The following is a 13,617-nucleotide window of genomic DNA, read 5'->3' on the forward strand; positions in this document are numbered from 1 at the left end:
TCCGCCTTCCGTATCTTCCTAATCTTCCTACGATCGGGCGATAGTGACCGCCCATCTGACATGACGAACGACATGACGAACCCGGGAGCATCGGACCATGGCCGACAGCACGTTCTGGATCGCCGCCCTCACCGGCGGCACCGCCGTCCTGGCCAGCTGGGTCACCAGCCGGGGCAACACCCGGGCCGCCCGGATACAGGCGGACACCGCGGCACGGGCCCAGCATTCGGAGCGCCGGCGCGAGAGCAGGCGCACGGCGTACCTCGACCTGATCGAACACGCCCACCAGACGGTCGAGGTGTACTGGGAGATATCGGCCGCCCAGCGCACCGCCCATGCCGAGCGCCGGCCCGCCGCCCTCGAGGAACTGGTCGAGCGGGAGCTCGACGCGTACGGGAAGCTGCGCCGGCGCGTACGCGTGGTCGAGCTGGAAGGGCCGCCCGCCGCGGCCACGGCGGCGAACGCGCTGCAGAAGGCGACCGGCCCGTTCCACCGGGCCCTGCGGGACATGCGCTCCGACCACCCCGAGGCCGTACGCCGCTTCGAGGCCTCCTACAGGCCCTTCTGGAGCGCCCTCACCGACTTCGTCGACGCGGCGCGGGACGCCCTGCACGAGGAATGACCCGCGACGACGGCGACCAGAAGTCCGACATCGTCTATCCGCGGCTGTTGGACGGCGCGCTCTACGTGGAGCAGCCCACCGAAGTCGACCGGTGCCGCGCGTTCCTGAATCGGCTGACGGTGGCTGCCGAGAGCCCGGAGCGGACTCTGGAACTGCTGCGGAGGCTTATCCGGGGAGGCGTGAGCCGGACGAGTGGCCCGGCTCACGACTCCCCGGCCACCTGGCGGATCAGCCCCGCGTACGGCGAGCCCCCAGAGGGTGGAGGAACCGGCTGGGTTCCCCATTCCAGGAGATACTGAGAGCGTCGCGCGCCCTGGTCGCCGCGACGAACAGCAAAGAACGCGCCCGCTGAAGCTCGCGCTTGTGCCGGGCCGGGTCGGTACGCTGCCAGGCGTCCACTGAGGACCGGGGCACCTGCCCCTCGGAGACGCCAGCGATGATCATGCGGCGGTACTCAAGCCCTTTGAAGCGGTACATGGTGCCTACGTGCACTCCCTCGTCGCGCCCCGGGCCATCCGGAGTGATCTTGGTGGACACAATGCCCCGCCGACCGAGCCGGAAGACGACATCGTCCACCATCTCGTTCGTAGGGACACAGATCGCGACGGACTCCCGTGGGATGTCATGCCACGCCCGCACCTGCTCCACCACAAGGTCGAGCTCTTGGTCCCAGCTCTCGGCGCCTCGCAACGCCGGATGCAGGCCGTGCAGCACCGACCGGTACCCGGCCAGGTCTTCGGTGCTGCCGTCGAGGTCGTCGTAGGCGGTCCCCTCCAGGACCCCGATCGCGGATCCCAGGATTTCCCGCGTCGTGCGGTAGCTGAGGGTCAGCTTGGCCGACCGGCCGCGGATGTTGACACCCAGACTGCCCAGGGTGACCTGGTTGTCGTAGATCCTTTGGTGTGTGTCACCGACGAGGAACATGTCGTTCGGCTGCTGCGGCACCATGGCGCGCAGCATCTTCCAGTGTGCGGCGCTGAGGTCCTGAGCCTCGTCGACGACGATGTGCCGGTAGCGGTAGCGCAGCCACGCGCCGGTCCCGGACTCCACGTGGATGTTGCCCGGACCGCCGCGCTCCTCCTCCTGCCGTCGGCGTTCCTCGATCTTGGCCTTGCGGGCGATCTCCAGCTGGGCCGCCCGCTCGGCGACCTGACGGTGGGTCTCCAGCTTGCCGACGTCGAGTCGCTGGGTGAAGCGCTCGGCGAACTGCCAGATCTCGGCCCGGTCGGCACGGGAGACGCTGCGGCCCCGGCCCGCTCGCCGGGCCTTGAAGTAGTCGGCGCGGGAGGCGACCGCCTGTCCCAGGATGACCTGGTTCCACTCGTCGCTCAGGAATTCGGCGTCCCAGCGGCTCTCGCCCGCCTCCAGGAGGAGCTGCCGCCACTCGCGCAGGGCCTGGGCGTCGTCGATCCTCCGCTTGGTGTTTCCGGGATCGGACTCGCTGACCACACGCGTCGCCAACTGGTCGACGTGCATGATGTCGACACGGTCCAGTGTCTCGGGGCCGCCGAGCGAGATCAGGCGGGTGCGCAGGTCGGCGGCGAGGTTCTTGTTGAAGGTGGTGAGCAGGATCGGTTTGTTGTGCCCCGGAGGCAGCTGGTCGACGAGATGCTTGACCCGGTGCAGAGCGACGATCGTCTTTCCGGTGCCGGGACCACCGCCGACCCGGGCGGGGCCCGAGCAGGTACGGTGCACCAGCTTCTCCTGGGTGGGGTGGAGAAAGACCTTCCACCGGCCGAAGTCGCCCTCCTCCAGGACGCTCTGGATCGACTCGTCGTCGGTGATCACCACGGCCTGTGAGCGGTCGACGGCCGCCTGCCAGTCCCCGGCGTCGAACTCCGCTTCGGGCTCGATCGCGACGGGTTCGGTGACTTCCTCCTTGACCTGCTGGTACGGGACGCCGTCGCGGAGTCTGAGCAGCACTTCGCCCGTGTGCCGCGGCGCGTACTCCGCGAGGCCGAGAAGCTCGTCGTCCGTGGTCAGTTTGAGTGCGATGGGGATCAGCGGCTCGGCCACGCCGAGGTCGGCCAGCTGCCGCGCGCTGTACTCCGCGAACAGCGGCTTGTCCTCCTCCGGCCGGGCATCCGGCTCCGGCGCGGCCGGAGGCGCAGAGGACGCCCGGTGCAGCACGTCCTCCTCGACGACCTGGAGGTCCACGTATTCGATAGCGCCGGTGACCTGGTTGATGCCATAGGCCAGACGGTCCAGGTTCCGGTGGACGTGCCCGCGGTGCTTGACCGAGACCAGGAGCCAGTCGTTGCCGGCGAGCCGGAGCAGCAGGGCCCGGTACTCGCGGTTGACGCGCGCGGACCACAGCCGCTCGTGGCCCTTGAGCCGCTTGAGGTCGAAGCCGCCCGCCTCGGGGTTCTTGCGGAACTCGTGCTGGAACTTGTAGACCGCCCCGACGATCGCCCGGTCCAGCCTGACGATCTCCTTGTCCGCCTTGTCCAGCAGACGCAGCGTCGCGCCCTTGGCTGGGGCACCGGTGCTGGTCATCGGTCGTGCTCCTCGTCGTCGTGGTGGTCCGGCCCGCGGCCTGCTCCCGCGGGCTGTGTCAGTGCGTCCGCGAGTTCCCGGGCGTCCCACTCGGTGGCGGCCCGGACGGCCCAGCCCGCCTCCGCATATGCCTGGTCGCGGTCCTCCGCGTCGGAGTCCGGAATGCCGTCGGCGCCTCGTTGATGGGCCAGGACGACTCCGATGCGGTGGCCGGGCCAGGCCAGTTCGGCGGGCCAGGCCGCCTCTCCCAGCTCATAGCCCGCTTCGGGCGCGGGAACTCCCCAAGCCGCCAGCCGCTCGGCGAGTTCGGCCAGTCCGGGCTCCTCCACGAGGTAGGCGATGACCTCGTCCCACGCGGGGTCGCGTACGGCTTCGGCGCGCGACTCCCCTGCCTGGGCAGTCTGTCGCTCCTGTGGCACGGCCGCTGTCCGGTCGGGCTCCGGCTCGTGCGCCCGCCGATGCGACGCGAGCCAGCCGGCGCCGCCAGTCACGGCCAGTTCCACGGGGTCGAAGCCGGGCAGTTGGCTCGCCGCGAGCTGTACGCCGTCGCCCTCGCCTTCATTGAGGAACTGCAGGAGATTGGTCCAGTACAGCCAGGCCTGCCACCGCCTGCGGTGGGCGTTCTCGTCCCCGCCGACCGCCGCCGGGCTGTCGTCGAGGACGGTGAGGGCGGTCCACGCCGCTGTGGCCTGCCCACCGCGCAGATCGAGCGCGATGGTCAGCGGGCAGCCGCTGCTGTCCTTCGTCGCCATGACCTGGACGCCCCCTCGCCCGCCGGACAGCCGCTTCCCGGCCAGTGCCTCGGCGATACGGGCGCCGGTCTCGGGACCGTCCGCGAGGGCCCTGCTGGTCGCGGACACCGCGGCGAACCCGGCGAGGGCGCTCTGGGTCCGCCGCCGCCACAGCTCGGGGTCGGGGCCGGTCAGGTAGCCGATCAGGGTCTCGACCGGGTTGGCCCAGATGAAGGCCGGCAGGTCACGGGGGTCGCCGCCGTGCATGCGCCGGTGAATGTCCGACGCGGTCTTCTGCGCCGTGTTCTGGTACGGCACCCACACCGGCTCGGCGGACGGCTTCGACTGCCCCGTCCAGGCCCGCACGTCGTCCCAGGTGAGCTGGAAGACCTGCCAGCCGCGTTCGGAGCGCAGCCGGGTGCGCTTGGCCGCGTCGTCCGCGACCCGGTTGTGGTCCGGGCTCGCGTGGTAGCGGTAGCCGTCGAGGTAGACGGCGACGCGCCGGTCGTCGTCCATGCTCCGGAAGACCACGTCGGGCACGGTGAAACCGAGGTCGACCTGGGTCTCCATCCGCCAGCCGCTGACCTTGCCTCCGGGTGCCCTGAACCGCAGGGTGATGTCGCGCTCGCCGTCCGGAGTGAGCGCGGTGCGCACGCTGACCTTGTCGACGCCCTCCGCCCAGGCGAGCAGCCCCCGCCGGAACAGCCCTTCCAACTCGCTCTCCACCTGGCGGACCAGGGTGATGTCTCCGGTCGTGACAACTTCCTTGGTGTCCCAGCCGTCTCCCGCGCGGCCGAGCAGTTCACCGAGCATGTCGAGGGCGTGTTCGCGGGAGACCAGCTCGTACTCGCTGTCGACGACGTGCCGCAGCAGGCAGCGGTGGCAGGCGGGCCGATTCTCGCCGACGCACACGCAGCTCTCGATGACCTGCCGGGCCCGGGTCAGCACGTCGTGCAGCCCGTCAGGGCCCGCGAGCCGGTGCAGATAGCCGGTGCCGCCCGGCAGGGTGTCGTACAGCACCAGGAAGTGCCTGCGCACGTCCGGGTCGTCGCTGCCGAGCTCGGGCATCGAGTCGGTGACCACGGCCAGATGGTCGGGATCGCCCCCGTAGCTCTGGGCGATGCCCGCGAGCAGCACCGCCTTGAACGACACCAGCCGTTCCTGGGTGTGGGCGGTGACGGCGGGGATGAGGATGCGCAGCGCCTCACTGCGCAGTTCATGGGCGAGCAGCAGCCTGACGCCCTGCTGCGCGGCCCGGGTCCCGTCGAGCCCTTCACGCAGCCGGGGGCACCAGGGCCGGTGGTACTTGGTGGGCCGCGCCGCGACGAACGCGTCCTGCGCCTCCGCGGCGGGTCCGCCGTCGGGGTCGGCGTATCCACAGGAGTCGCAGACCCAGAAGGGGTTGAGCCGTACCCGGCGCCCCGCGAAGGCGTCGTCCGCTCCGCCGTCCACGCGGGTCGCTCCCACGTTGATGTGCCGGACCATGGCCGCGCGGGTGAACTCCCAGCCGAACGTGGCCTTCTTGTGCCGCCACGCCGACTCGATGCCGTCGGGGGGGATGTCCACAGCCGGTACGACGGTGTAGTGACGGCGCTCGCGCTCGTCCGTGTCGTCCCGGACCCGTACGTCGTCCCGCTGGTCCCTGGCCAGGACCCGGTGGGGCACCAGCACCTTGTGCAGACAGCCGACGTCGCCGATGGCCGCCGAGCAGCAGCGGGGGCAGGCGGAGGAGTCCTGCTGGGCCCGGTGGGTGCGGATATGCCCGCAGTCGGGGCAGACGCGCCACCAGATCCAGGCCGGGCGGCCGGGACTGCCGATGTCGAGGCCGGTGATCCGGTGCTTGTAGCCCTGCACGTAGTAGTGGTTACCGGGCGCGAAGTCCTCCAGAGCGAAGCGTGCCGAGCGGTCGTATTTGAGTGTCTTGCTGCGGTACTCGGGGCGTCCGCCGCCGGTCTCCTCCCGCCAGAGGAGGGTGGCTTCCAGCTCGGTGACGGGGTCGACCAGGCTGTAGTTGGGCAGCAGCCCGAGATCGACGAGGGCGGCGTGCGCGGTGGTGCGGCTGATCTCGGCCGAGCGCCGGGCCACGGCTCGCCGTTCGGCCCGCAGTTCCCGGCCCTGACGTTCATGCTCCGGGTCACCGGCCACCAGCGCCTTGTGCGCCTCGTCGATGGCGCCGATACGGCGCACCATGTCGGCGCGCCGGGCGTCCCACTGCTCACGGGCCCGCTCCAGAGCCCCGGCAAGGCCCTGCGTCGCGTACTCGCGCAGTTCCTCGGCCGCCTGCGGGCTCACGCCCGTCCCCCTCTTCTCGTCGTACGGGGGGAAGAGCGCGAGGAACGTGCCGACCAGACGAGCGCCGTCGGCGAGCGCGGCGTCCTGGAACTCCGCCACCCATCCAGACGGGCCGAACAACTCGGTGGCCAGGCGCGGCAGCGGGCGGACCGGGGCGCGGTCGCCGTCCGGGGCGAGCAGACCTCCCGCGCCGGCCCGGTCGAGCAGGTGCGCCAGGTACTGACGGCGCAGGATTTCGATCGCGGACAGGAAGCATCCGGGCGGCTGGATGTCACCCGCGATCATCAGCCGCGGCTCGTCCAGGTAATAGCGGTCCCGGGGGCCCCGGTCGACCATGGTGAGCAGATAGGCGTTGCCCGTGGCGCGGCCGGCCCGGCCCACCCTCTGTACGTAGTTGGCCGGTCCCTTGGGCAGCGAGGCGAGCACCACCGCGGACAGGTCACCGATGTCGATGCCCAGTTCGAGGGTCGGGGTACAGGAGAGGACCTGCGGATTGGCGTAGTGGGCGGCCGTGCCCGCGCGGAACGCCTTCTCCACGGCCTCCCGCTTGGGGCGGCTGAGGGTGCCGGTGTGCTCGGCGGTGTTGATGGTGAAGACTCCGGCGTCCCGGTACATCCGCCGGTAGAAGTCCTCGGTGTAGTCCCGGCGCCGTACGCCGCTTTCGAGATCCTGGCCGGTGCGCAGCAGTCCGCCGCAGCGGTAGCGCGGACAGGGCATACCGTGCCAGTGGTCGGCCAGATCGGGGTGGATGGTCTGTTCCCAGGAGCAGACCGGGCAGTGCGCCGACGCGTCGGCCACACTGCCGTCCGCCAGCTTGCGGACCTGGACGTGACCGGGCTGCAGACCGTACACCCGGGTGGCGCCGTCCTTGGCGGTACGGGCCGAGAGCACGCCCTCGTCGACGAGCGCGGGCAGCAGCCGTGCCAGGAAGGCGTTCGCCGCGTCGGGGCTCAGCCCGAGGCTGCGCCGGGTCCAGTCCTGGTACCAGCCGAGGCGCCCGGTCACCACGTCGAAGTCGTCGCTGCCCTGCTTGGGGCCGCCCAGCAGGAAGGCCGGGGCCGACACACCGGGCGGGAAGGCCGGCATGCCGGTCCTGCGCCCGCCCCAGATCAGCCAGCGCCGCACTCCTGCCTGGTCGATCCAGTCGTCGAGCCACGCGTGCCGGATCGCGCCCCGGACGCGCATCCGCTCCAGCAGCCCGCGGACATGGCCGATCCAGCGCTCCGGGCCCGGTACGGAACCGTCGGGCAGGGCGATGTCGCCGGGGGTGGTGAGCAGGAGCTCGCGGACGATGCCGGCGACGGCGTCCGGGTCCTGTACGGGGACGTCCGCGGCGACGGTGCGGGTCAGCTCCAGGGTGCGGCCCTGCCGGGACCGGAGCCCGAACTCCAGGACCGCCGCGAAGGCGAGGCGCTGGGCGATGAGTTCCCAGGTGGACCGGGAGCCGTGGCCGCGGCCGGCGAGCAGGGTGTCGACGCCGCGCACGACATGCAGATCGGGCGGGATCACGGCGGCCTGCACGGCCTTGCTGTCGACGACGTCCGAGATGAGGTCCGCCGCCAGGTCGCTCAGCGCGATCGGCTCCTCCTCGTCGATGCGGCTGGCGAGCAGTGAGCGGAAGGAGAAGGTGTACGAACGGCTGGCGACGTATCCGGCGCGGTGGGCGGCGTCCTGCACCGAGTCGTTGAACAGGAGGGTCTTGTCCTCCTTGAGGTTCTCGTCGAGCTCTCCGCCGGTGAACAGCTGCGTGATGGACGCAGCGGCGAGCGCGGCGAGGCCGGTACCGAGGTAGCGGATGGCGTTGAATGTACGGCAGGCGGGGCACTGGTCGCCCTGCGCCGCCCGGTCGTCGGCCAGGTCCGTCACCACGAACGCGGCGTCGTGCAGCGGCTTGGCCACGTGGGTTCCCTCGCCGCCCCGCGCGATCTCGAAATCGGACTCGGGCGACAGCGGGCGCAACCGGCCGCGCAGCCCTTCGAGCACCATCACCGTCGGACCGCTGCGCGGCTTCTCGGCGCCGAAGGCCGCGTCGTGGGCCTGCTGCGGAGTGGCCGCGATCATGTTCCGTACCCGGCGCTTGTCGCGCCCGACGGAGGCCCGGCGGATCTTCGAGGCGTTCATGTCGAGCTCCGCGGGGTCCACCTCCGGCGAGAGCGCCGCCCAGCCCGAGCGGCCGCACTCCCGGCAGAAGACGGCGGGCAGGAACACCTGCGCGGGCGGTGCCGCGCTGTCGCCCGCGGGCACCGCCACCGCCGCGTCGTCCGCCGCACCGCCCAGCAGGCCGTCCGCCGGGCCCGTCCCGGGGCCGGTGCCGGTGGTGCGGGCCAGTTTCCCGCCGGAGGCCACCCGCTCGTCGTCCCAGCGGAACTCGGCCCGCGCCGCGCTGATCCCGCGCAGCACCCGGGAGACCGACCGCACCCAGTGGTGGATCTCGATGGACAGCAGCGGCCTGCCGGGGTTGTCCGGGTCGCGGGCCGTCGACAGCAGGGCGACGTAGCGGGCGAGCGCCTGGGCCGCGACAGCGGGATTCTGCTGGACGGCCATGCCCCAGTGGTAGGCGTACCGCGGCAGCACCTCCATGACCTCCGCGAGGGTGCGCGGGCGGCCGTCGAGGATCTCCAGGACGGCGGCGGTCAACCGGTGGCGGCGCAGCTGCCGGCCGAGCTGCTCAGGGCTCAGTCCGGTCTTGCCGGTGAAGGCCGCGGCCAGCTGGTCCAGGGCTTCCCGGTCCCGGGTCGGGTCGCCGAGAGCGGCCACCTCATGGGGCGGCGGGAAGGGCAGCGCGAAGTCGCTGGTGCCCGCGAACTCCTGCACACCGCGCCGGTCCTCGGCCACCACCGCCTCCGGCGGGAAGGGCACCCCGAAGACCTGCTCCGCCACGTCCAGCATGGTGCCGCCCGCCGCGCCGGGCCCGCCCTCCCCCAGCGTGGCCGAGGTCGCGACCGGGCAGACCGGGCCGAGCGGCCGGCCCGGCTCCGCCAGGCCGGTGACCGCACCGAGCCTGCGCAGCAGCATCGCCACGTCCGTGCCCTGGGCCCCGTCGTAGGTGTGGAACTCGTCCAGGACGACGAAGGCCAGCGCGGACCCCTCGGCACCTTCCGGGGCCTGCCACAGCGGCTGGTCCTCGGGCCGCTGGAGCAGCAGGTCCAGCATCTTGTAGTTGGTGATCAGGATGTCCGGGCGGGTACGCCGGATCTCGTCCCGGTCGACGGCCACGCGCGGGTTGGCCTGCTTGAACTCCTTCGACGCTTTGTCCCCGATGTACAGCGCCGCCCGCACGCCCGCGTCACGCAGCCGCGCGTCCCGGGGGTTGTCCAGATAGTCGTTGATGCGGTGGGCCTGGTCGGTGGCCAGGGCGTTCATCGGGTAGAGCAGGACGGCCTTGACTCCCTCCCGCCCGGCCTCGCGCTCCCGGCGGCAGTGGTCGAGCAGCGGCACGAGGAACGACTCGGTCTTTCCGGAGCCGGTGCCGGTGGTCACCAGGGTGGGCCTGGCCGGTCCGTGCAGCGTGGACAGTCGCTCCCACGCCAGCTCCTGGTGCCGGTGCGGGCGGAAGCCGCGCGGCCACCAGGTGAGGTGCCGCTGCCAGCCGTCGCCCTCGGACGACCGGAAAGGGGTGCGGATACGCAGATAGGGGCCGCGGAAGATGCCGTCCTCCGGGTCGCCGAGGAACCGCTCCAGGGCGCGCCGGGTGGACTCGTCGGCCAGCGCGTAGGTCGTCGACAGATACTGGCTCAGACTGTCGCGTACCTGCTCGGCGGCGAGGGTCGGTCGCACGCGCGGCTCCTTCTTCTTCCGTACGTCGTCACGCGGCACGTGACGGGTTCACGCCCCAAAGGTAGTGGGGCGGGCCGTCACCCCCTCTGCTGCGTCCGCAGCCTGAGTTTGCGGTGAGTATCGGACAGCGACACGCCGTGGCCTCGGCGTGTCGCTGTCCCATACTCACTACAAATCGCTCAGACCCCGCGCTTGCGCCCCACGTAGCCGATGCGCAGGGTGCGTTGCTGGTGCAGAAGCCGGAAGTGCATCCGGCCCGGCTTCGGCAGGAACTCGCAGTGCCAGTCGAAGAGCTCCTCGGTGTCACCGTCGGGGAACCAGCACAGCCGTCGGCGCGACTCGAATTCGGTGCGCACGTCGGACCGCCACTGCGGCGCGATGGGCTGCGTGTCCGGGTTCCACTCGGCCACCGCCGCCTCCAGCTCCACCAGACGGTCTCGCACCGGCCGGACCCAGACCTCGGCGAGATCCCGCAGGTCCTGCTCGACGCGCGGCAGGAACTGAAGATGGGGGAAGAACTCAGCCCTCCCCTCCCACAGCTCGGCGCCCCTCCGTACGGCCTCCAGACCGCCTCTGAGGACGGCTTCGACGCCTTCCTGGATCCAGGCCCGGTGCGTCTCATAGTGGTCCCGGACCGACATGTGGCGGACGCGGACCTCGCTGGTCTCCGAACCGGACTCCCCGTCCTCGCCCTCGACCAGCTGCTCGCGCTCCAGCGTCAGCCGGTCGGCGTGCCAGCAGGGCTCGACCGGGAGCGAGACGCCGAGCCCGTCCATCAGATGGGCCGCGCCAAGTCCTTCCGCCACATCCCCTTGGTGGCGGTACTCGACGTCGTAGTAGTCCACGCCGTCCGGGAAGACCACACGATGGGGCCACTTGTTCTGCATCTTGAGCATGAGCACCCAGGAGTCCCGGTTCCTCGGATCGCCATGCCATTTCCCGATGGGGTGGCCCACCGCGAGTTGGAGCCCGGTGATCGGTTCCCGCGCGACCAGCACCGTGCCCGGCCGGTCCGCGCGCCACGCCTTCAGCACCGCCTTGGCGAACTCCGTCATGGCCCGGTTGGCGTCCGCCGGCTCACACGACGACTCACAGGATCTTTCGTTCAGGAACAGCAGCGGCACATTTCCCCCTCCGCGATGGTGTCCGAGCTTCGACCTGCCGTGATCAGCACGACGGTCAGTCGAGGAGCTTCTCCAGCGTGTTCTCCAGCTCGTCGAAGAACCCTTCGGGCCACTGGTCGAGCAGGCCGTCCCGGTCAATGCGCGGGCTGATGACGTCGACGCCGGTGCCGTCGCCCCGGAAGTAGTGCAGGACCGCCTGGTGCGGGGCCAGCAGACCTTGTTTGACGGCGAGCCGCACCCCGTTGAGCACATGGTCGCTGTGGCTCTCGACGATCAGCTGCGCGCCCTGTGCGGCGGACGCGGCGGCGAGCCTCGCCATCCGGGTCTGCCCCTGCGGGTGCAGATGCGCCTCGGGGTTCTCCAGGAGCACGAGCGAGCCCGGCCGCGCGGTCAGACAGGCCACGACGATCGGCAGCACGTACGTCAGCCCGAATCCGACGTTCGTCGGACGCCGCCGCCGTGAGGTGGTGAGCCCGTCCCCGAATCCGTACGACAGCCGTACGGAATCCGTGTTCTCGATGGTCTCGGCCCGGATGTCCACCCCCGGGCACAGCTCCCCCATCCACGCGGCGGCCTGGTCGAGCAGGAGGGCCGACTCGGCGCGCGGGTGCCGCAGCGGGCCCTTGGGGACCTCGACCCGGGCTTGGTGATGGTGGCGGAGGAAGTTGACGGTGTGCTCGCCCCGCACGCCGAGGAAGCCGCGTCCGATCGCCACTTGGTGGTCGCGGGGGTAGGACTCGGCCGGTGAGATGCGGTCGGCGAGCAGATACTGGAATCCGGCCGTGAAGTAGCGAGGAATCACGGCCGCCTCCCCGGCGGGCCGGGCCGCCGAGCTCTCCGAGGTGAGCGGCAGACCGACGCCGATAAGCGGCAGCAGGTTCTGCTCGGCTTCGTAGCGGACGGTCCAGGAGTAGCGCCACGCGCCCTCGCTCACCGCGAGCGTGATCTCCGGCTCGTCGCCCGCGAAGTCCTCGTGGAGGGCGTCCATGCCGGTGCCGAGCCTGACCAGTTCGCCGTTGAGGAGGAAACCGTTGTCGTGGGCCGGTGCCGGCCGCCCCGCCGCGCGGGCCTGCGCCAACTCGCCCGCGCGGTCGAGGTTTCCGGCGGTGTACGTCTGGTGGAGCAGGGCGAGCGCCTGGAGCACGCTGCTCTTGCCGGAGGAGTTCAGACCGGTCAGCAGGGTGAGCGGGCCTAATGGCAGATCGGCGTGTTGGAACGCCTTGAAGTTCGTTAACGCCAGCCGGTCGATCACTGCTCCAGTACCCCCCGGAAGAGCTCGCCCATCTTCGCGAACCGGGTCTGCACCTTCTTCGGATCGCCGGTCGCCACGGAGATGGAACGTTCGAAGTCCCAGTCCTTCATCAGCTCGAAGAACCCTTCGAGCACGCTGTCACGGAACGCTACCAAACCCTCACGGCCCTGATCATCCAGGAGGGCGAGATTGACGGCGACCGTGTCGAACAGGGCCTTGTTGATGGGCGATTTCGCTTTCCCGCCCTTCCACTTCCGGAACGCGTGGTCCCCGAAGAGATCGGTGGCGCACCGCATCGCCTTGCGGAACACCAGCGCCAGCCAATCCCGATCGGCGTCATCGAGCCGGTTGATGCGGTGCATGGAGTCGACGAGGAACTGGTCGAAGTCCCGCTGTACATGCTGGGACGGATAGGCCAGACGGAAGGCCATGAAGCGCAGAACCATCTCCCGGTCCGCCATCCGCTCGTTCGACACGCTGTCGCCGGTGGCGGTGAGAAACGTCGGGTCCTCGGCCAGATCGGCGAGGAACCCCCTGGCCGGGCCCTTGATCATGGCGTGTCGGATCTCCTGCGGCTTCAGTGGCATGCCGCCGGTGTTGATCCGCGAGAACACGTTGAACTTGACGGTCTCCGGCGTCCCCTGCTGGATGATGTGCACCACCAGCTGTGTCTCGCGCAGCCTGATCCGCAGCCGCCCGGTGAGGTCCTCGTAGCCGCAGCCGTGGAAGTCGCGGAGGTAGTCGAGTCCGCGCAGGGCCAGCGGCCGCATGCCGACGGCCTCCGGCGCCATGAACCGGGCGATCGCGGTCAGCCGCTGGATGCCGTCCACGACCGCCCAGTTGTCCTCCTCGTCCTGCGCCATATGGAACGAGGAGATCGGGATGCGCAGGAGCAGCGACTCGATGAGGCGGCTCTGCTGGACATCGCTCCAGATACCGGCCCTGCGCTGGAAGTCCGGCGCGAGGTCGATCATCTTCTCCCTCAGCCGGGACAGCAGCAGATCGACCGTGGTCGCCTGCGTCTCGATCTTGATGCTCTCGGGCCGGAAAGGCGCGGAGATCGCGCCGGGGTCGTCCGCGCCGCCGTCCTCGTCCATACCCTCTTCGTCAGCGGGCTCCTCCAGCTCCACCCCGGTCGGCCGACCGTCGTCCCCCACCTCGACGGGGGTGTACAGGGGCGAGAAGGGCCCCGACAGCAGGTCCGGTTCGCCGGTCTCGTCCAACGGCAGATACCGCTGAAAGCCCCGGTCCCGCTCACGCCCGACGGCCCGCCTGCTACCGCTGTCCTCCAGCCCCGCCATGTCTCCCCGTCACCCTCGCTCA

The 13,617-nt window shown here is 70.8% G+C and carries 7 protein-coding genes; 2 read left to right on the forward strand and 5 right to left on the reverse strand.

What is annotated here, in order from left to right; all coding sequences use genetic code 11:
- Positions 1–97 precede the first annotated feature (97 nt).
- Together PV419_RS32090 and PV419_RS53440 are read left to right on the forward strand one after the other, a co-directional pair.
- Positions 98–622 (forward strand): hypothetical protein, encoded by a 525-nt coding sequence (locus PV419_RS32090; protein WP_319694941.1) that lies wholly within the window; start codon positions 98–100, stop codon positions 620–622.
- Entirely contained in the window at positions 619–921 is a 303-nt protein-coding gene (locus tag PV419_RS53440; protein ID WP_415925417.1) for a Scr1 family TA system antitoxin-like transcriptional regulator, read from the forward strand. The genes PV419_RS32090 and PV419_RS53440 overlap by 4 nt, the downstream gene beginning before the upstream one ends.
- On the opposite strand, the gene PV419_RS32095 is transcribed toward PV419_RS53440, so the two are convergent.
- The 5 genes from PV419_RS32095 to PV419_RS32115 all read right to left on the reverse strand — a co-directional run bounded on the left by PV419_RS32095 (position 851) and on the right by PV419_RS32115 (position 13,595).
- Positions 851–3,118 (reverse strand): UvrD-helicase domain-containing protein, encoded by a 2,268-nt coding sequence (locus PV419_RS32095; RefSeq protein WP_319694943.1) that lies wholly within the window; start codon positions 3,116–3,118, stop codon positions 851–853. The two genes, PV419_RS53440 and PV419_RS32095, sit on opposite strands and share 71 nt — an antisense overlap.
- Positions 3,115–9,918 carry a DEAD/DEAH box helicase gene (locus PV419_RS32100; protein WP_319694945.1) on the reverse strand — a complete coding sequence of 2,268 codons (6,804 nt, stop codon included), beginning with the start codon at positions 9,916–9,918 and terminating at the stop codon, positions 3,115–3,117. The genes PV419_RS32095 and PV419_RS32100 overlap by 4 nt, the downstream gene beginning before the upstream one ends.
- Positions 9,919–10,097: 179 nt before the next feature.
- Positions 10,098–10,973, reverse strand: a complete 876-nt coding sequence (locus PV419_RS32105; RefSeq protein WP_319694947.1) for a hypothetical protein — start codon at positions 10,971–10,973, stop codon at positions 10,098–10,100.
- A gap of 124 nt (positions 10,974–11,097) precedes the next feature.
- Positions 11,098–12,294 carry an AAA family ATPase gene (locus tag PV419_RS32110; protein WP_319694948.1) on the reverse strand — a complete coding sequence of 399 codons (1,197 nt, stop codon included), beginning with the start codon at positions 12,292–12,294 and terminating at the stop codon, positions 11,098–11,100.
- The gene (locus tag PV419_RS32115; protein ID WP_319694950.1) at positions 12,291–13,595 is read right to left on the reverse strand and encodes a DUF262 domain-containing protein; all 1,305 of its coding nucleotides are present in this window, start codon (positions 13,593–13,595) and stop codon (positions 12,291–12,293) included. Before PV419_RS32115 ends, PV419_RS32110 begins: the two co-directional genes overlap by 4 nt.
- Between the last annotated feature and the right edge of the window lie 22 nt (positions 13,596–13,617).

The organism is Streptomyces sp. ME19-01-6, assembly GCF_033793745.1.
In the GTDB taxonomy this organism is placed as follows: Bacteria; Actinomycetota; Actinomycetes; order Streptomycetales; family Streptomycetaceae; genus Streptomyces.

Excerpts from the sequence above, each read along its gene's own strand:
- PV419_RS32090 (WP_319694941.1), top strand. The coding sequence starts at position 98 with ATGGCCGACAGCACGTTCTGGATCGCCGCCCTCACCGGCGGCACCGCC.
- PV419_RS53440 (WP_415925417.1), top strand. The coding sequence starts at position 619 with ATGACCCGCGACGACGGCGACCAGAAGTCCGACATCGTCTATCCGCGG.
- PV419_RS32095 (WP_319694943.1), bottom strand. The coding sequence starts at position 3,118 with ATGACCAGCACCGGTGCCCCAGCCAAGGGCGCGACGCTGCGTCTGCTG.
- PV419_RS32105 (WP_319694947.1), bottom strand. The coding sequence starts at position 10,973 with ATGACGGAGTTCGCCAAGGCGGTGCTGAAGGCGTGGCGCGCGGACCGG.
- PV419_RS32115 (WP_319694950.1), bottom strand. The coding sequence starts at position 13,595 with ATGGCGGGGCTGGAGGACAGCGGTAGCAGGCGGGCCGTCGGGCGTGAG.